At 44.1% G+C, this 20,913-nt stretch carries 6 protein-coding genes; 5 read left to right on the forward strand and 1 reads right to left on the reverse strand.

The genetic code is table 11. The annotated features are described in order from the left end of the window. Window positions 1–28 precede the first annotated feature (28 nt). The 4 genes from K4039_RS17570 (at window position 29) to K4039_RS17585 (ending at window position 18,835) form a co-directional block, all read left to right on the forward strand. Window positions 29–5,479 carry an AAA family ATPase gene (locus K4039_RS17570; RefSeq protein ID WP_265236970.1) on the forward strand — a complete coding sequence of 1,817 codons (5,451 nt, stop codon included), beginning with the start codon at window positions 29–31 and terminating at the stop codon, window positions 5,477–5,479. Between the two features lie 71 nt (window positions 5,480–5,550). Continuing rightward, window positions 5,551–10,983: an ATP-binding sensor histidine kinase gene (locus tag K4039_RS17575; RefSeq protein WP_265236972.1), complete on the forward strand. Its 5,433-nt coding sequence runs from the start codon at window positions 5,551–5,553 to the stop codon at window positions 10,981–10,983. A gap of 80 nt (window positions 10,984–11,063) precedes the next feature. Further along, the gene (locus K4039_RS17580) at window positions 11,064–17,024 is read left to right on the forward strand and encodes a trifunctional serine/threonine-protein kinase/ATP-binding protein/sensor histidine kinase (RefSeq protein WP_265236974.1); all 5,961 of its coding nucleotides are present in this window, start codon (window positions 11,064–11,066) and stop codon (window positions 17,022–17,024) included. A 251-nt stretch (window positions 17,025–17,275) separates the two neighbouring features. After that, the gene (locus tag K4039_RS17585) at window positions 17,276–18,835 is read left to right on the forward strand and encodes a calcium-binding protein (protein WP_265236976.1); all 1,560 of its coding nucleotides are present in this window, start codon (window positions 17,276–17,278) and stop codon (window positions 18,833–18,835) included. Window positions 18,836–18,932: 97 nt separating this feature from the next. Here K4039_RS17585 and K4039_RS17590 read toward each other — a convergent pair whose 3' ends face one another. Next, window positions 18,933–19,295 (reverse strand): hypothetical protein, encoded by a 363-nt coding sequence (locus K4039_RS17590; protein WP_265236978.1) that lies wholly within the window; start codon window positions 19,293–19,295, stop codon window positions 18,933–18,935. A 395-nt stretch (window positions 19,296–19,690) separates the two neighbouring features. On the opposite strand from K4039_RS17590, the gene K4039_RS17595 reads away from it, so the two are divergent. Then, entirely contained in the window at window positions 19,691–20,533 is an 843-nt protein-coding gene (locus K4039_RS17595; RefSeq protein WP_265236980.1) for a photosystem II manganese-stabilizing polypeptide, read from the forward strand. Window positions 20,534–20,913: the final 380 nt, after the last annotated feature.

Raw genomic sequence — 20,913 nt, forward strand, 5'->3', positions numbered from 1 at the left:
CATCATTAACTTTCCGCCAATAATAACAATGAATAACTCCTCCACAAACTACAACCTAACGACAACCCATCAAATTCCCCACTATCAAATTGTTGAAACTGTTTATTCAGGAAGTCGAACCGTAGTATACCGAGCCCTTCGTACCAAAGATCGACTACCTGTCGTCATCAAACTGCTGAAAAATGAGTATCCTAGCTTCAGCGAACTGGTGCAGTTTCGCAACCAGTATACCATTTCCAAAAACCTTCATCAACCTGGAATTATCCAGACCTATAGCCTGGAGCCCTATCAAAATGGCTATGCCTTAGTCATGGAAGACTTTGGGGGGATTTCTCTGAAAGAATGGGCAATGAGCGGAAATCTACAATCTTTACACGAGTTTTTAACTTTAGCGATCGCACTGTGCAACACCTTAGATATATTGTACCGGGAGCGGATTATACATAAAGACATCAAACCCGCCAATATTCTTATTAATCCAGAAACCAAACAAGTCAAATTAATTGACTTCAGTATTGCATCTTTACTACCACGAGAAACCCAAACCCTGATTAATCCCAATGTCTTAGAAGGAACCCTAGCTTATATTTCTCCCGAACAAACAGGAAGAATGAATCGGGGAATTGACTACCGCACAGATTTTTATTCCTTGGGTGTAACTTTCTACGAATTACTCACGGGAGAATTACCATTTCAATCAAATGACCCGATGGAATTAGTACATTCTCATATTGCCAAACAATCACCAAATATGAATCAACCTCACCCCAACAGGTTGCCGTTGGCGGGTGAGGTTGATTTTCCTATTCCCCAAGTCCTTTGTGATATCGTCATGAAACTGATGACCAAAAATGCTGAAGATAGATATCAAAGTGCTTTAGGATTAAAATATGATTTAGAAAAATGTTTAACTCAACTTCAAGAAACTGGTGAAATTCAGAGTTTTGAAATAGCTCAGAGGGATCTGTGCGATCGCTTCCTCATCCCCGACAAACTCTATGGAAGAGAAGCCGAAGTATCAACCCTACTCCAAGCGTTTGAACGTGTTAGCCAATGTGCAACAGAAATGATGCTGGTAGCTGGGTTTTCGGGAATTGGTAAAACTGCGGTTGTCAACGAAGTGCATAAACCAATTGTTAGACAACGGGGTTATTTTATCAAAGGCAAATATGACCAATTTAATCGGAATATCCCCTTCTCAGCCTTTGTGCAAGTATTCCGTGATTTAATGGGGCAGTTGCTTAGTGAAAGCGACACCGAACTACATATCTGGAAAACTCAGATTCTTCAGGCTCTAGGGGACAATGGGCAGGTAATTATCGAAGTCATTCCCGAATTAGAACGCATTATTGGTAAGCAAGCACCTGCGACAGAATTATCAGGAACGGCGGCACAAAATAGATTTAATTTACTATTTCAAAAGTTCATTCAAGTCTTCACAACTAAAGAACATCCCTTAGTGATATTTTTGGATGATTTACAGTGGGCTGATTCTGCCTCACTCAATTTGATGCAAATTTTGATGAACGAGTTGGAAAGCCACTATTTATTGATGATCGGGGCTTACCGAGATAATGAAGTTTCACCGGCGCATCCCTTAATGTTGACCTTAGATGCTGTAGCCAAAGCCAACGCCACCATCAATACCATTACTTTGGGTTCCCTCAGTCAGGGTAGCTTAAACCAGCTAGTCGCTGACACGCTCAACTGCCATATTTTGAGCGCGGAAGCCTTAGCAGAACTGATTGCTGTCAAAACAAAAGGTAATCCCTTTTTTGCTACTCAGTTTCTCAAAGCATTGTATGAAGATGGATTGATTCAGTTCGATCGCAACCTGGGACATTGGCAGTGTGATCTAGCAGAGATTCGCTCTGTTGCCATGTCCGATGATGTTGTGGAATTTATGGCATCACAGTTACAAAAACTGCCCTCTGATACGCAATATATTCTGAAATTAGCCGCTTGTATTGGCGCACAGTTCGATTTGAATACTCTGGCGATCGTCTCTGAGCAATCTGAATCTGATGTCGCCGTCGCCCTTTGGAAAGCCTTGCAGGAAGGGTTAATCATCCCCCAAAGTGAAATTTATAAGTTCTACGTGGGCGAACTAGATACAACCCAAAACACACAAACTGAAACGCTCAATTATAAGTTTTTGCACGATCGCGTCCAACAAGCTGCCTATTCCCTCATTCCTGACGATCGGAAACAAATTACCCATCTGCAAATAGGTCAACTTTTGCTGCAAGATGCGTCACCGAGTACAAAGGAAGAGAAACTGTTTGATATTGTCAATCATCTTAATATTGGCAGATATCTGATAATTCAACCGTCGGAACGGACAGAATTAGCACAACTGAATTTGAACGCTGGAGGTAAGGCGAAAAATTCCACAGCCTACGCCGCCGCAATGGATTATCTAAAAATAGGGATTGAGCTATTACAAGCAGACTGCTGGAAAACAGAGTACGAATTAGCATTGAACCTCCATGTGGCAGCAACGGAAGCCAGTTATTTGAATGGTGATTTTGAGGATATGGAACATCTTGCTGTATTAGTATTGCAGCAGGCGCAGACAATTTTCGACAAAGTGAAAATCTACGAAATTCAAATTGCGGCGCAAACAGCCCAAAGCCAGATGTTAGCAGCGATCGCAGTGGGAAGAAACGCCCTAGCCCAATTGGGAGTAGAACTCGGCACGGAAGTAGACGAAGCCAAGATTGGTAAAGTCTTACAATATCTTGACAACCAACTTCAGGGAAGAGAAATTAGCGAGTTGATTGATTTGCCTGTGATGAGCGATCCCGTTACTCTTGCTGCGATGCAACTGTTAGGCACCTTGTTTGCCCCCGTACTCCAAAGAATGCCTGGATTATTGCCTCTGTTGAGTGCGACGATGGTGAGGTTGTCCATCCAGTTTGGTAATGCACCCACTTCGACAGTTGGTTACGCGATTCATGGCATGGTACTGTGTGCTTTTTTGGGCGAAGTTCAAACAGGCTATAAGTTTGGCTCCTTAGCGCTCTCATTGCTGGAGCGATTTAATGTTCAGGCAATGAAGTCCATCACCCTCAGTCTGTTTGGGATTTTCATCCAACATCACCAGCAAGCACTCAGGGCAACGATACCGATGCTAAAAGAAAGCTACAGCACAGGCATGGAGACAGGTGATTTTCTCTTTGCTGGTTATGGGATCGCGTGTTATGGCAATATTGCGCTTTACTCAGGTGTAGACCTAGACACATTGGGCTATGAATTGATTGCTTACAGTGCTAACTTCGCCCAGGTGAAACAGAATTCAGCACAGATTTATTTAGACATTACACGTCAAGCGATACAGCATTTGAGAGAAACGGTGAACCAACCCGATCGCTTAATTGGGACTAGCTACGATGAAACAGTGATGCTGCCAAAGCACCACCAGAATAACAATTTCTCGATAATCGCCATGACCTACCTCTACAAACTGATAGTTGCCTACTACTTTGGCAATTATCCGGCTGCCCTCGACTACATCGCCCAAATCAAGCCCTGTTTGATGGCACTATCGGGAGCGGCTCACGTTCCCATTTTCCATTTTCATGCCGCCCTAACTCACTTGGCACTCTGCCCCACCCAGCCAGAACCCCAGCAAGCCGAAATACTTGAGCAAGCAGCAAGCCATGAAATAATTCTGCGCCGAGCGATGCAGAATGCTCCGATGAATTATCAGCATAAGGTGGATTTGGTAGAAGCAGAAAAATGTCGAGTGTTAGGAAAGAACTATGAAGCAGGGGATTGTTACGATCGCGCCATTTTTGGAGCAAAAGCCAACGAATATATTAACGAAGAAGCTTTAGCAAACGAACTAGCAGCCAAATTCTATCTCAATTGGGGTAAAGAGAAAGTTGCCGCAGGTTATATGCAAGAAGCCTATTACTGCTATTCCCGTTGGGGAGCTAAGGGCAAAACTGATGATTTGGAAAACCGCTATCCCGAATTGCTCCGCCCAATTTTACAGCAGCCAGACTCCTCGGTGACAATGTTAAGCACACTATCAACGATCGCATCTCCCGGCTATTCCCTTCACTCCAACACCCGCAAAAGTTCTAGCAGTTCTAGCATCAATACAACCCTTGATTTTGCTGCCATTCTCAAAGCCTCCCAAGCACTTGCGAGGACGATTCAGTTAGAGGATCTGCTCTACCAACTCACCCAAATTATTCTGCAAAATTCCGGTGGCGATCGCTGTGCGTTAATCTTACCTTCGGAGAATCAAGTTTGGGAAGTACGGGCGATCGCCACACCCACCGCCACCGAACTGTACACCGAACCCCTGGAAAATAACCCCAATCTCCCCGTTAAACTGATTCAATATGTCAAAAACACTCACAAAGTCGTGGTGATTGACGATCTAGAAACCGATTTACCCGTAATTGATAATTATTTGACACTACAGCAGCCGAAAAGTGTCCTGTGTTTACCCGTTCTCAATCAAGGAAATTTGGTTGGTATTTTGTATCTCAACAATCGCTTAACCAGTGGTGTGTTTACCAGCGATCGCATCATTATTCTCGACTTCCTCTGCACCCAAGTGGCTATTTCTCTAGAAAATGCGCGGCTTTACAATCAAGTCCAGCAGACTCTCACCGACTTGCAAAATGCTCAATTACAAATAGTCCAAAGTGAAAAAATGTCGGCGCTAGGTAACTTAGTTGCCGGTGTCGCTCACGAAATCAACAATCCCGTCGGCTGTATTATTGGCAACGTTGGTGCTGTCCAAGATTCCATCAATGACCTATTTGGACTGATTGACCTCTACAACGATAAATTCCCCCAACCTGGGACGGAAATTGAAGAAGAATTAGAGACAATCGACCTGGAATATTTACGAGATGATTTACCCAAGTTAATCAGAGCGATGAAAGATGGGGGCGATCGCATCACCAGCATCAGCAAGAGTCTCCGCACTTTCTCCCGTGCTGATAGCGACCAAAAACAAAAGTTCAACCTCCACGAAGGGATTGATAGTACCATCTTGATTTTACGCCATCGCCTCAAAGCTAATGAGACTCGTCCGGCGATTGAAGTTGTCACAAACTACGGGAAAATTCCGGCGATCAATTGCTTTCCCGGTCAATTAAATCAGGTGTTTATGAATATTCTTGCCAATGCGATAGATGCGTTGGATGAATCAAATATAGGTCGGACTTTTGCCGATATTCAGGCGAATTTTAACTGCATTTCCATTACAACCTCCGTCGAAAATAATCTGGTTAAAATCACTATTACTGATAATGGAAAGGGGATGAATTCAGAGGTAAAACAAAAAATATTTGACCATTTATTTACTACAAAAGCCGTTGGCAAAGGAACAGGATTGGGATTGGCGATCGCAAAGTCTATTGTGGTCGAAAAACATGGCGGTTCCCTGAACGTTAATTCTATACTGGGATCGGGAACAGAATTTATCATCACCTTACCCCTTCAGGGAAAATAAACAGATTAACTTTTCCCTGACATTCAGACTCATTCAACAAACCCATCATTAACTTTCCGCCAATAATAACAATGAATAACTCCTCCACAAACCACAACCTAACGACAACCTATCAAATTCCCAACTATCAAATTGTCGAAACCGTTTATTCAGGGAGTCGAACCGTAGTATATCGGGCCATCCGTACAAAAGATCGACTACCTGTCGTCATTAAACTCCTGAAAAATGAGTATCCAACTTTCAGCGAACTGGTGCAGTTTCGCAACCAGTATACCATTTCCAAAAACCTTCATCAACCTGGAATTATCCAGACCTATAGCCTGGAGCCCTATCAAAATGGCTATGCCTTAGTCATGGAAGACTTTGGGGGGATTTCTCTGAAAGAATGGGCAATGAGCGGTAATCTACAATCTTTACACGAGTTTTTAACTTTAGCGATCGCACTGTGCAACACCTTAGATCTATTGTACCGGGAGCGGATTATACATAAAGACATCAAACCCGCCAATATTCTTATTAATCCAGAAACCAAACAAGTCAAATTAATTGACTTTAGTATAGCATCTTTACTCCCACGAGAAACACAGACACTTGTCAATCCTAATGTTTTAGAAGGGACACTAGCTTATATTTCTCCAGAACAAACAGGGAGAATGAACCGGGGAATCGACTACCGCACAGATTTCTATTCTTTGGGTGTAACTTTCTACGAGTTACTCACTGGAGTTTTACCATTTCCATCAAATGAACCGATGGAATTGGTGCATTGTCATCTTGCCAAAGCAGCGCCTTTAGTACATGAAATTAACCCAGAAATCCCGCCTGTATTCTCAGAAATAGTCAGCAAATTGATGGCAAAAAATGCCGAAGATAGATATCAGAGTGCATTGGGACTAAAGTTTGATTTAGAAAATTGTTTAACTCAAATTCAAGAAACTGGTTCGATTGATAGCTTTGATGTTGGGACGAGGGATCTGTGCGATCGCTTCCTCATCCCCGACAAACTCTATGGAAGAGAAGCCGAAGTATCAACCATACTGCAAGCATTTGAGCGTGTTAGCGAAGGTGCAACAGAAATGATGCTGGTAGCTGGGTTTTCCGGTATTGGAAAAACCGCAGTTATCAACGAAGTTCATAAACCCATTGTCCGGCAACGCGGTTATTTTATCAAAGGCAAATTTGACCAATTCAACCGCAATATTCCCTTCTCTGCCTTTGTGCAAGTATTCCGCGATTTAATGTGGCAGTTGCTTAGTGAAAGCGATCGCGAATTACACATCTGGAAAACTCAGATTCTTCAGGCGCTAGGGGACAATGGGCAGGTAATGATTGAGGTGATTCCCGAATTAGAACGCATCATCGGTAAGCAAGCACCCGCTACAGAACTATCAGGAACTGCGGCACAAAATAGATTTAATTTACTGTTCCAAAAGTTCATTCAAGTCTTCACAACTAAAGAACATCCATTGGTGATGTTTTTGGATGATTTACAGTGGGCTGATTCTGCCTCACTCAATTTGATACAACTTTTGATGAATGAGTCGGAAAGTCGCTATTTATTAACGATCGGGGCTTACCGAGATAATGAAGTTTCACCAGCGCATCCCTTAATGTTGACCTTAGATGCGATCGCTAAAGCCAACGCCACCATCAATACTATTACTTTGGGTTCTCTCAGCCAGGGTAGCTTAAACCAGCTAGTCGCTGACACCCTCAACTGCCATATTTTGAGCGCGCAAGCCTTGACAGAACTGATTGCCCTCAAAACAAAAGGCAATCCCTTTTTTGCCACCCAGTTTCTCAAAGCATTGTATCAAGATGGATTGATTCAGTTCACCCCCCCAACCCCCCCTTACCAAGGGGGGGCTACGGGGGGGTGGCAGTGCGATCTGGCAGAGATTCGCACTGTTGCCATATCCGATGATGTCGTGGAATTTATGGCATCACAGTTACAAAAACTGCCCTCTGACACCCAAGATATTCTCAAATTAGCCGCTTGTATTGGCGCACAGTTCGATTTGAATACTCTGGCGATCGTCTCCCAACAATCGGAATCTGATGCCGCCGTCGCCCTTTGGAAAGCCTTACAGGAAGGGCTGATTATTCCCCAAAGTGAAATTTATAAGTTCTATATGGGCGAATTGGATACAACCCAAAACACACAAACTGAAACGCTCAATTATAAGTTCCTCCACGATCGCGTTCAACAAGCTGCTTATTCCCTGATTCCCGATGACCAAAAACAAATTACTCATCTGCAAATCGGGCAACTTTTGCTACAAGATGCGTCACCGAGTACAAAGGAAGAGAGACTGTTTGATATTGTCAATCATCTGAATGTTGGCAAATATCTGATGATTCAACCGTCGGAACGGACAGAATTAGCACAGATGAATTTGAACGCTGGAGGTAAGGCGAAAAATTCCACAGCCTATGCCGCCGCAAGGGGTTATTTCAAAACAGGGATTGAGCTATTACAACCAGACTGCTGGAAAACAGAGTACGAATTAGCCTTCAACCTCCATGTGGCAGCAACGGAAGCCAGCTATTTGAATGGTGATTTTGACGGCATGGAACATCTTGCTGCATTAGTATTGCAGCAGGCGCAGACAATTTTTGACAAAGTGAAAATTTACGAAATTCAAATCGCTGCACAAACATCCCAAAACCAAATATTAGAAGCGATCGCAGTCGGAAGAAACGCCCTAGCCCAATTAGGAGTAGAACTCGCCACGGAAGTAGACGAAGCCAAGATTGGTAAAGCCTTACAATATCTTAGCAACCAACTCCAGGGTAGAGAAATTGGCGAGTTGATTGATTTACCTGTGATGAGCGATCCCGTTGCTCTTGCTGCGATGCAACTGTTAGGTACCTTATTTCCCCCTATAATCCAAGGAATGCCCGGATTATTGCCTCTGTTGAGTGCGGCGATGGTGAGGTTGTCTATCCAGTTTGGTAATGCACCCACTTCGACAGTTGGTTATGTGCTTCATGGACTGGTACTGTGCGCTTTTTTGGGCGAAATTGAAACAGGCTATGAGTTTGGCTCCTTAGCGCTCTCATTGGTAGAGCAATTTAATGTTCAGGCAACAAAGTCCATCACCCTCAATCTGTTTGCGTCTTTCATCCAACATCACCAGCAAGCGCTCAGGGCAACGATACCGATGCTAAAAGAAAGCTACAGCACAGGTATGGAGACAGGTAGTTTTCTCTATGCTGGTTATGGGATCTCCTGCTATGCCTTTACTGCATTTTACTCAGGTGTAGACCTAGAGACGTTGGGCTATGAATTAATTGCTTACAGTGCTAACCTCGCCCAAGTGAAACAGAATTCATCGCAGATTTTTGTAGACTTGGTGCGGCAAACGGTGGAGCATTTGAGGGAAACGGTGAACCAACCCGATCGCTTAATTGGGACTAGCTACGATGAAGCGGTGATGCTGCCGAAGCACCACCAGAATAATGATTTTATGGGCATCGCCCTTGCCTACAGCTACAAACTGCTGCTTGCCTACTACTTTGGCAATTATCAGGCTGCCCTGGAGTACATCGCCGCAATCAAGCCCTGTTTGATAGCAATATCGGGATTGGCTCACGTTCCTATTTTCCATTTTTATGCCGCCCTAACGTACGTAGCACTCTGCCCCACCCAGCCAGAACCCCAGCAAGCCGAAATACTTGAGCGAGCAGCAAGCCATGAAACAATCCTACATCGCTGGGCGCAGAATGCCCCGATGAATTACCAACATAAGGTTGATTTGGTAGCAGCCGAAAAATGTCGGGTGTTAGGCAAAAATTATGAAGCAGGGGATTGCTACGATCGCGCCATTTTTGGAGCAAAAGCCAACGAATATATTAACGAAGAAGCTTTAGCAAACGAACTAGCAGCCAAATTCTATCTCAACTGGGGTAAAGAGAAAGTTGCCGCAGGTTATATGCAGGAAGCCTATTACTGCTATGTTCGCTGGGGAGCTAAGGGCAAAACTAATGACCTGGAAACTCGGTATCCAGACTTGCTCCGCCCAATTTTACAGCAGCCAGACTCCTCGGTGACAATGTTAAGCACACTATCAACGATCGCATCTCCCGGCTATTCCCTTCACTCCAACACCCGCAAAAGTTCTAGCAGTTCTAGCATCAATACAACCCTTGATTTTGCTGCCATTCTCAAAGCCTCCCAAGCACTTGCGAGGACGATTCAGTTAGAGGATCTGCTCTACCAACTCACCCAAATTATTCTGCAAAATTCCGGTGGCGATCGCTGTGCGTTAATCTTACCTTCGGAGAATCAAGTTTGGGAAGTACGGGCGATCGCCACACCCACCGAAACTCTACTCTACTCCGAACCCCTGGAAAACAACCCCAATCTCCCCGTCAAACTGATTCAATATGTCAAAAACACTCACAAAGTCGTGGTGATTGACGATCTAGAAACCGATTTACCCGTAATTGATAATTATTTGACACTACAGCAGCCTAAAAGTGTGCTGTGTTTACCCGTTCTCAATCAAGGAAATTTGGTCGGTATTTTGTATCTCAACAATCGCTTAACCAGTGGTGTGTTTACCAGCGATCGCATCATTATTCTCGACTTTCTCTGCTCCCAAGTGGCTATTTCTCTAGAAAATGCCCGGCTTTACAATCAAGTCAAGCAGACCCTCACCGACCTGCAAAATGCTCAATTACAAATAGTCCAAAGTGAAAAAATGTCAGCCTTGGGGAACTTAGTTGCCGGTGTCGCTCACGAAATCAACAATCCCGTCGGCTGTATTATTGGCAACGTTGGTGCTGTCCAAGATTCCATCAATGATCTATTTGGGCTGATTGACCTCTATCAAGAGGAACTCCCGCAACCTAGCCCCACCATTGAAGAAGAATTAGAGACAATTGACCTAGAATATTTACGCTCTGATTTACCCAAGTTAATCAGAGCGATGAAAGATGGGGGCGATCGCATCACCAGCATCAGCAAGAGTCTCCGCACTTTCTCCCGTGCCGATAGCGACCAAAAACAAAAGTTCAACATCCATGAAGGGATTGATAGCACCATCTTGATTTTACGCCATCGCCTCAAGGCCAATGATACTCGTCCCGCGATTGAAGTTGTCACCAACTACGGGAATATTCCGGCTATCGAATGCTTCCCCGGACAATTAAATCAGGTGTTTATGAATATTATAGCTAATGCGATCGATGCGTTAGATGAATCAAATATAGGTCGGACTTTTGCCGAAATCCAGGCTAATCATAACTGCATTTTTATTACAAGCTTCGTAGAAAATAATCTCGTTAAAATCACTATTGTTGACAATGGAAAAGGAATGAATGAAGAGGTAAAACAAAAAATTTTCGAGCATTTGTTTACGACTAAAGCTGTTGGTAAAGGAACAGGATTAGGATTGGCGATCGCGCGTCAAATTGTGCTGGATAAACACGGCGGTTCAATTCGCGTCAATTCAACACCGGGAGCGGGAACAGAATTTATCATCACTTTACCAACTTAAGTAGAGCGAAACAGTTAATTTTTTTCCTCACCTTCAGACTTATTAACAAACCACTCACTAATTTTACGGAAAGAATAGCCATGAATAACTCCCACCCAAACCACAACCAAAGCACAAACAGTCAAATTTTCAACTATCAAATTATCCAAACAATTTATGACGGAACTCGCACCTTAGTTTATCAAGCCATCCGTACCGATGACCAACTACCTGTGGTTATTAAACTACTGAAAAACGAGTATCCCACTTTTAGCGAACTGGTGCAGTTTCGCAATCAATACACTATTGCTAAAAACCTTAACTCACCCGGAATTATCCAAACCTGTAGCCTAGAACCATATCAAAATGGCTATGCCTTAGTGATGGAAGATTTTGGCGGAATTTCTCTATCTGCTTATCTCCAAGTAGCAACCGATCAAAACCAACTTGCTAAATCTTTATCTTTAGCAGAATTTCTCAACCTGGGTATACAACTGACAGATATTCTAAACTATCTCTCTCAAAATCGAGTCATTCACAAAGATATTAAACCCGCTAATATTCTGATTAATCCCGACACCAAACAAATTAAACTAATTGACTTTAGTATTTCTTCCCTGCTGCCACGAGAAACCCAAGAAATCCAGAATCTTAATGTCTTAGAAGGAACATTAGCCTATCTCTCTCCAGAACAAACCGGACGGATGAATCGAGGTATTGACTATCGTAGCGACTTTTATGCCCTTGGTGTCACCTTTTATCAATTATTAACAGGACAGTTACCATTTATCTCTGACGATGCAATGGAATTGGTGCATTGTCATCTAGCAAAACAGTCAATACCCATCCATAAAATTAATAGCAAAATTCCCATAATTTTGTCACAAATGATAAGTAAATTGATGGCAAAAAATGCGGAACACCGCTATCAGAGTGCATTAGGATTAAAACATGATTTAGAGATTTGTCTAGCTCAACTAGAAAAAACTGGTAACATTGACACCTTTAAATTAGGACTGGGAGATATTACAGACCGATTCCTCATACCAGAAAAACTCTACGGTAGAAAAATTGAAGTTGATAATCTATTAGCTGCGTTTGAACGAGTCGCTAACCCCCCTGAGTCGCCCCTTAATAAGGGGGGACATAGGGGGGTAGAAATGATGCTAGTGGCAGGGTTTTCTGGGATTGGTAAAACGGCGGTAGTAAATGAAGTTCACAAGCCAATTGTCAGACAACGGGGCTATTTCATCAAAGGCAAATATGACCAATTTCAGCGTAATATTCCCTTTTCAGCCTTTCTGCAAGCCTTCCGCGATTTGATGGGGCAATTGTTATCAGAATCAGATACTCAGTTACAAATATGGAAAAGCAAGATTTTGACAGCAGTTGGCGATAACGGACAAGTCTTGATTGATGTAATTCCTGAGTTAGAACGCATCATTGGTAAACAGCAAATAGCACCAGAACTATCGGGAAATGCAGCCCAAAATCGCTTCAATATGCTGATGCAAAAATTTGTGCAAGTATTTACACAAGCCGAACATCCTTTAGTAATGTTTTTAGATGATTTGCAGTGGGTTGATTCGGCCTCATTGAAATTGTTGCAACTGTTGATGGAAGATACGGGACATTTATTGGTGTTAGGTGCTTATCGGGATAACGAAGTTTCTCCTACTCATCCATTTATTTTGACGGTGGATGATATTCAAAAAACGGGGGCAACAGTGAATATAATTACCTTAGCTCCCTTGCAAAAAGATGACATTAATCAATTAATTTCAGATACTCTTAGTTGCGAACCAGAGATTTCCAAACCTCTGAAAAAACTGATATATCAAAAAACTCAAGGTAATCCATTTTTTGCTACGCAATTCCTCAAGGCGTTACATGACGATGGGCTGATTACTTTTGACCCCCCTCAGTCCCCCACCCCCTCCGGCTTCCCCTTGTCAAGGGGGAGGATCAAAGAGGGAAGACAAGGGGGGTGGCAGTGTGATATTGCACAAATCAAAGCCTTAGCACTCACCGATGATGTAGTAGAGTTTATGGCGTTGCAATTGCAGAAATTGCCGATAGAAACTCAGGATATTCTTAAATTAGCCGCTTGTATTGGAGCGCAGTTTGATTTAGCTACTTTGGCAATTGTCAGTGAAAAGTCGCCAGAAGTTGCTGCTACTGCTTTATGGAAATCTTTGCAAGAGGGCTTGATTATTCCGACTACAGAAGCTTATAAGTTTTTTACTCAATCTGATAATGAGTTGGTTTATGGTGCAGCGGCTAATCCGACTTATCGGTTTTTGCATGATCGCGTCCAACAAGCTGCTTATTCGCTAATTCCTGAAGATCAAAAACAAGCAACTCATCTCAAAATCGGACAATTACTCCTACAAAATTCCTCAGAGATAGATCCAGAGGGAAAACTGTTTGATATTGTCGGGCATTTGAATTTAGGAATTGAGTCGATCGAGAAACCGAGTGAACGAGAAGCATTAGCTCAACTAAACTTAAAAGCTGGACGTAAAGCCAGAAGTTCTACCGCATACACAGCAGCAAGGATATATCTGCAAATAGGGATTGATTTACTCACAATCAATTGCTGGGTTGATCAGTATGAATTAACTCTAAATCTCTATGTTGCATCTGCCGAAGCTGCCTATTTGAATGCTGACTTTGATGGCATGGAAAAGATGGCAGAACAGGTGTTACAAAAAGCTCAGACGATTTTAGATAAAGTTAAAATTTACGAAATTTCACTCGGCGCCCAGACAGCCCAAAGCCAGATGTTAGAAGCGATCGCAATAGGAAGAGATGCACTGGAGCAATTGGGTGTTAAACTCCCCACCGAAACTGATGAAACCAAAATTGGCAAAGCACTACAAAACCTTGCCAGCCAACTCCAGGGTAGACGGATTGAAGAATTGGTTGACCTACCAATGATGAGTGATGCGACAACTCAGGCAGCAATACAACTATTGGGAACTTTATTTCCCCCCGTTTTTCTGGGAATGCCGGGATTGCTACCCGTGCTTAGCTCCAGGATGGTGAGTTTATCGATCGAATTTGGGAATGCACCCGCATCGACTGTGGGATACGCAATTCACGGAATGGTATTGTGTGCCTTTTTGGGAGATGTGGAAACGGGCTATAGCTTTGGTAAATTGGCGATGAATGTGCTCAATCGATTCAATGTACGCGAACTAAATGCCACAATTCCCGCTTTTTTTGGGAGCTTTATTCAGCATCACCAAGAACCTATAAGGGCAACGATACCGACGCTGAAAGGTAGCTATACGGCTGCTATAGAAACAGGAAATTTTTTACAATCTGGCTATAGCATACTCAATTACCTAGAATCCAACCTTTTCGGAGGGGTGGAACTGGAGAATTGGGAGACCGAAATAACAACTTATAGTGCTGTTATGGCACAGGCGAAACAATATTCGGCTCAGGCTTATTTTGATATGATGCAGCAGACTGTTAATAACTTGAGGAAAGTCTGTATTCTATCGGATTGCTTAATCGGCCCGACCTACGATGAAACGGTGATGCTTCCTAAGCATCATCAGAATAATGAACTCACGGCGATCGCTAAAGCCTATGTTTATAAACTATTACTTGCCTATTCTTTTGGCAACAATACGTCTGCCTTAGACTACATTGCCAAAACGCAGCCATATTTGATGGCAATATCCGGATTGATTCAAGTTCCAATTTTTCATTTCTATGCAGCCTTGACGCACCTAGCAATTTTCCCCACAAAGCCAGAGCAAGAGCCATCCGAAATACTCGCCCTGGTGGAAACTCATCAAACTACTCTGCACCAGTGGGCGAAAAATGCTCCTATGAATTATTTGCATAAATGGTATTTAGTTGAAGCAGAAAAATATCGGATTTTGGGTAATAAAGCCGATGCAATAGAGTTGTACGATCACGCCATATCCCTAGCTCAAGAAAATCAGTTTCTCAACGAAGAAGGACTGGCCAATGAACTGACCGCTAAGTTTTATCTGAATTGGGGTAAAGAAAAGGTCGCTCAAGCCTACATGATTGAGGCGTATTACTGTTATGCCCGATGGGGAGCTAAAGCCAAAGTTATTTATTTAGAAAAACGTTATCCCCAACTCCTCGATCCTCTCCTTCAGCAATCCCGATTCTCTACCTCTTTCAAGGAAAATATTACGCGAGGAACGATCGCTTCCAGTAACACTTCTAGCAGTGCCTATGAAGTTCTAGATTTGGCAACTATGTTCAAGGCTTCTCAAGTCATTTCTGGGGAGATGGAACTTGATAAACTATTGACTACTCTATTACAAATAGTGGTCACAAATGCTGGAGCAAGTAAGTGCGTCTTACTGCTAAAACAAGATACTGAGTTACAGGTAGCAGCCTTTATGGAAGAGGGACAAGAACCGCAGATCTTACCACCGATGCCGCTAGAATCAAGTCAGGATGTGGCGATCGCTTTGGTGAATACTGTTAAGCGGAGTTTGAAACCTCTGGTACTGGTTGATGCGAGGGTAAATGCTGAGTTTTGTGGCGATCGATATATTGCACAGCACCAGCCTAAAAGTGTCCTTTGCAGTCCAATTCTCAATCAAGGTAAGTTGATTGGAATTTTATACTTGGAAAATAACCTAACGGTTGGGGCATTTACAAGCGATCGCGTGGAACTGCTCAATTTGCTATGCGCTCAAGCTGGTATTTCCCTAGAAAATGCGCGACTCTATGAAAATTCTCAAAAATATACACAACAGTTAGCACAATCTCTAGCAAAATTGCAGGCGAGTGAAATCCGTTTCCAAAATTTGGCAAATAATATTCCTGGTACGGTGTACCAATTACGTCTGGGGGCTGACGGTTCAATTTCAACACCTTATGTCAGCTCTGGCTGTTTCGACTTATATGAGTTAGCACCAGAGTTAGTGATGGCAGGTGTACATAGCCTTAACGCTATGCATCATCCTGATGATGACCTAACTATTACACAAGTAATGATCGCCTCTGGCCAAAATCTAACACCATTTGAGCAAGAATGGCGTATTATTGTGCCTTCAGGAATCGTAAAATGGGTTTGCTGTGCTGCTAGGCCAGCGCGTCAAGCAGATGGTGCAATCTTATGGGATGGAGTGGTAATTGATATTAGCGATCGCAAGCGAGCAGAACTTGCTGTGCAGCAAAAAACGGAAGATTTAGCACAAGCCTTAACCGAGTTACAAAACGCCCAATTACAAATAGTCCAAAGTGAAAAAATGTCTGCACTGGGTAATCTGATGGCTGGGGTAGCTCACGAAATGAATAATCCTTTGGGTTTTATTTCTGCTAGTCTCCACCAAGCTAAACCGACCTTTAATGACATTGTTGAACACTTAGAACTCTACCAAGAAACGCTGACAAATCCACCTGAAAACATTATCGCTCATGCCGAAGAAATTGACTTGAATTATAGCTTGGAAGACTTCCCAAAAGTCATTGATGCCATGTCTATCGCGTGCGACAGGTTAAGTAAGATCAGCACTTCACTCCGAACATTCTCTCGTGCAGATCGCGATCATAAAGTTCTTTTCAACATTCATGAAGGCATTGATAGCACGATTTTGATTCTCAAACATCGTCTGAAAGCCAATGATCAACGTCCCGCTATTGAAGTGATTACCAACTATGGCAATTTACCTCAAATCGAGTGTTTCCCGGGACAACTAAATCAGGTGTTTATGAATATCTTGGCTAATGCCATTGACGCATTAGATGAGTCAAATGTTGGACGAAGTTTTCAGTCAATTAAAGCCAATCTCAACCGAATTACTGTTACCACTTCAACTGCCGACAATTTCGTGAAAATTACCATTTCTGATAATGGTAATGGAATGAGTGAAGAGCTAAAACAAAAGATATTTGACCATTTATTTACCACGAAGGCGGTAGGAAAAGGTACTGGGTTGGGGTTGGCGATCGCCCGCCAGATTGTAGTCGAAACCCACGGCGGCACAATTGAGGTGAATTCCGATCGGGGAAGTGGCACTGAATTTGCGATATTTTTACCTGTTAGCGAACAAAATTAGAAGCCATTCGTCATTTAATAAAATAGGTTCGTAGCGCGGACTTTAGGCCGCTGAAATTGATGCGGACTCGCATTCCGCACTACAAACCTATTGATTGATCGCCCATCAAGACACTCGCACCAATCTCCCCCGCTGCTTCGCGACTATTGCCAAAATCTCAACTATGCTAACGTAGGCAAGCAGTAATGCCCTGCTACCAAGGCTATTAACCTAATTTAAAGAATTCTTTTATTGAGGAGCGGTGTATCCCTATGGCAAATCTGATCGGCACAGACAGCAACGACTTTATTCTAGGAACTCCGCAGGGCGATCGAATTCGCGCTTTAGATGGCGATGACACGCTCCTGGGCGCCAGTGGAGATGACACCCTAGAGGGGGACGCGGGCAACGACCAACTGCTCGGAGGCGACGGAGCAGATTCGCTGTTTGGGGGCGAAGGAAATGACGAACTCATTGGCAACCAAGGCCGCGATTTTGCTTTAGGCGGAAACGGCGACGACTCAATTTTCGGCGGTTTAGGCAACGACATCATCGAAGGCAACGATGGGTTAGACACCTTATTCGGAGATGCCGGCGACGACGTGATTCGCGGCAACGCGGGCTTTGATGTGATTGCCGGCGGTACTGGCAATGACAGCCTGGTGGGGGGTGACGGAGACGATTCGGTGTTTGGGAATGGTGATAACGACTATCTCTACGGAGATATCGGGAACGATTCTCTCAACGGCGGTAGCGGCGGAGATCAACTGTTTGGGGGTGACGGCAACGACTATTTGGCCGGCAGCGACGGCGACGACACTTTGTACGGTAATGCTGACGCCGATTCGCTGTTGGGAGAATCCGGCAACGATCAACTATTCGGCGGCAAGGCTGACGATACACTTTCTGGTGGCAGCGGTTTGGATACCATTCGTGGCGATCAAGGCGACGACTGTCTGATGGGAGATGAAGGTAATGACTTCCTGTTTGGGGGCAAAGGTAATGATGTTCTCGACGGCGGTTTTGCCGATGATTCCTTGGTCGGAGGTCTGGGCGACGATACAATTTTGGGCAGTTTCGGTAATGATAATTTATTTGGGGCTGAGGGTAATGATTCTCTGGTTGGAGGTGAGGGTTCGGATACTCTGACTGGCGGTAGCGGCAGCGATGTCTTTGGATTGGGAGCGGGCCCGGGAAGTTTGGTTTTAATTACTGATTACAATGAGGCTGAGGATTTCTTTGGACTGCCGAGCACTTTATCTTTCAGTCAACTGCAAGTCAGCCAAGGTAACGGCGCTAATCTCAGAGATACGGTAATTACGATCGACGGCAAGCTGTTAGCAATTTTGGTCAACACTCCGTCGGCGCTGATCGATGCTACTGATTTTATCAGTGTGAGTGGGACGTTTGCCCCCAGGCCGACGACAACGACAACTACTACGACAACTATTACGACTACTACGGGAACGGAAACGACTCCGACTCCGACGACTACGACTCCAACTCCGACGACTACGACTCCGACTCCGACGACTACGACTCCAACTCCGACGACTACGACTCCAACTCCGACGACTACGACTCCAACTCCGACGACTACGACTCCAACTCCGACGACTACGACTCCAACTCCGACGACTACGACTCCAACTCCGACGGCTTCGAGGATTCCGACTGCGCCGACTGTTACCGCGCCTGATTCAATGGTGTCAATTAGTTCGATCGCCCAGACGCCTACTCCCGGACTCTTGCCGATGCCCGGCCAGATGCCGGTATTTCCTGCGATGCTGCCGAGTCCGATACCTGTACCTCCTACACCTTTCGGGTTCTAGGTGTGATTCGCTTTTGTTACCAGGTGCCAGTTGCGAGTGATTTAAACTCGCAACTGAAAACTCACGCACTCAGCCACTCACAACTCACAACTCATAACTATTTAAGGTCTTGCTCAGTCCCGGCCGAGTCATGCTCAGACTTGGCCGGATCATCTTCTAGGGGAGATAATTGTTGGGCGTACCCCAAGAGCGATCGAAGTTTCATACGCTGGATGTAAGGCCAGCCGCCATTGGCTTCAATATTCCTGAGCAGTTTGTAAACTGCTTGGCGGTTGTCGGGAAAAGATGCTTGGAACAAACCGTCCCGAATTTCCTGGTGCGAAGCTTCCAGCGCCCGCAGCAGGGTCAAAAGCAGCACACTGTCTCCCTGACAACTTTCGGCTAAAGTCCGAATCGCCTCAGTCAGCGATTGCAGTTGAGACTGCAACTTTTCTGACTCTAAATTTTTGCCGTTGTCCATACCGCTGCTTCCTTTGAAATCTACAAGGCCTTTGTGCCGGGCCGCTGGTGTCAGCTAATCGAGCTAGTGGCGATCGGCATTCGGGGCCAATAAGCAACGTAACTTAAGTGGGTTGACTTAAGCAATATTAATTTGCAGTCCAAGTCAGGAAAAGAGCACAACCCGTCGTACCATGTGTATTGGGCTGCGATCCGAACATTTTGAGAAATCATCAGTTCTTGCTTATTTTCACTGCACTAGCTCAATTTTTTGAGTAAAAGCCGGTGTCGGTGAAGCGAGCGATCTGGATCTAAATGCTGCTATGGCGCTGGCCTAGCCCGCCGGCGGGCAATTATATTTTGCTCGAATTAGGGCTTTTTCTTAATATAATCCGATGTTGGAGATTGATGTTGGCAATGAAATATCGTGCTTTAATTGTTGCACTTTTAGCATTTTGCATGAGTGCACTGGTTGCTTGTTCTTCGGCTCCTGATACAACGGTGGCGACTACCGAGTTACTCACCTACGACCAGATCAGAGGTACTGGATTGGCAAATAACTGCCCTAGTTTGGCAGAAACTTCTCGTGGCTCGATCCCTATTGAAGCGGGCGCAACCTATAAACTGACTGGTATGTGTTTGCAGCCCACAACTTATTTTGTGAAGGAAGAACCAGCAAACAAACGCCAAGAGGCAGAATTTGTGCCTGGTAAAGTGCTGACTCGGTTCACGTCGAGCATTGACCAAGTTCAAGGTAAGCTTGAGGTTGGTAATGATGGGACTCTGACTTTTACAGAAGAGGATGGCTTGGACTTTCAAGCAATTACGATTCTGTTACCGGGCGGAGAGCAAGTACCTTTCTTGTTCACTATTAAAGAGCTGGTAGCCAGTTCCGAGCCTGGAGTGGTTGCTATCAATACTTCCACCGATTTGCGAGGAGAATTTAACGTTCCTTCTTACCGCAGCGCTAGCTTTTTAGACCCTAAAGCTCGCGGGGTAGCCACGGGCTACGACCATGCTGTAGCGCTTCCGGCTACAGACAATTCCAAACTCAAACGCTCTAATGTGAAGCTGGCTGACACCAGCACCAAGGCGGGCAAAATTTCTTTGCAAGTTGCTAAAGTCAACAGCGCCACTGGCGAAATAGGCGGGATTTTTGAAAGCAGACAGACTTCTGATACTGATTTGGGAGCTAGACCTGCTTTGGATGTGAAAATTCGCGGTTTGTTTTACGCTCGCATTGAGCCTTCTGTGTCGTAAAATTGGCTTTCTGGATCGATCCTCTGCGAGGGCTTCGCCAACGAACTTGAGCAGTTTTTTGCCCTAAAGCTACTGCTCGCCCTTCATTAGCCAACAGTCTTTGGCAAGATAACTTAAGACTGTTGACTAATGACTAAATTTATGATTTAAGGCGTTATGAGTTATAAGATTTTTAATTAATAAGAGTATTGCGTTTAAACAGATTTTAGATTATAATGTGGTGTCAAAAAAGAATGTCCGTAAATTTAATGATTTTGCTAAATATTTTTGGATGAATTCGCCAAATCGCTTAGCAGTAAAAAGATTCAACTGCTGTGTCCGCGATCACGGCTATTCAATGCTAGGATTACACCACATCAAGATATATTTTTTTAGACTAG

It is taken from the genome of Lyngbya sp. CCAP 1446/10 (assembly GCF_026130175.1).
Lineage (GTDB): Bacteria > Cyanobacteriota > Cyanobacteriia > Cyanobacteriales > Microcoleaceae > Microcoleus.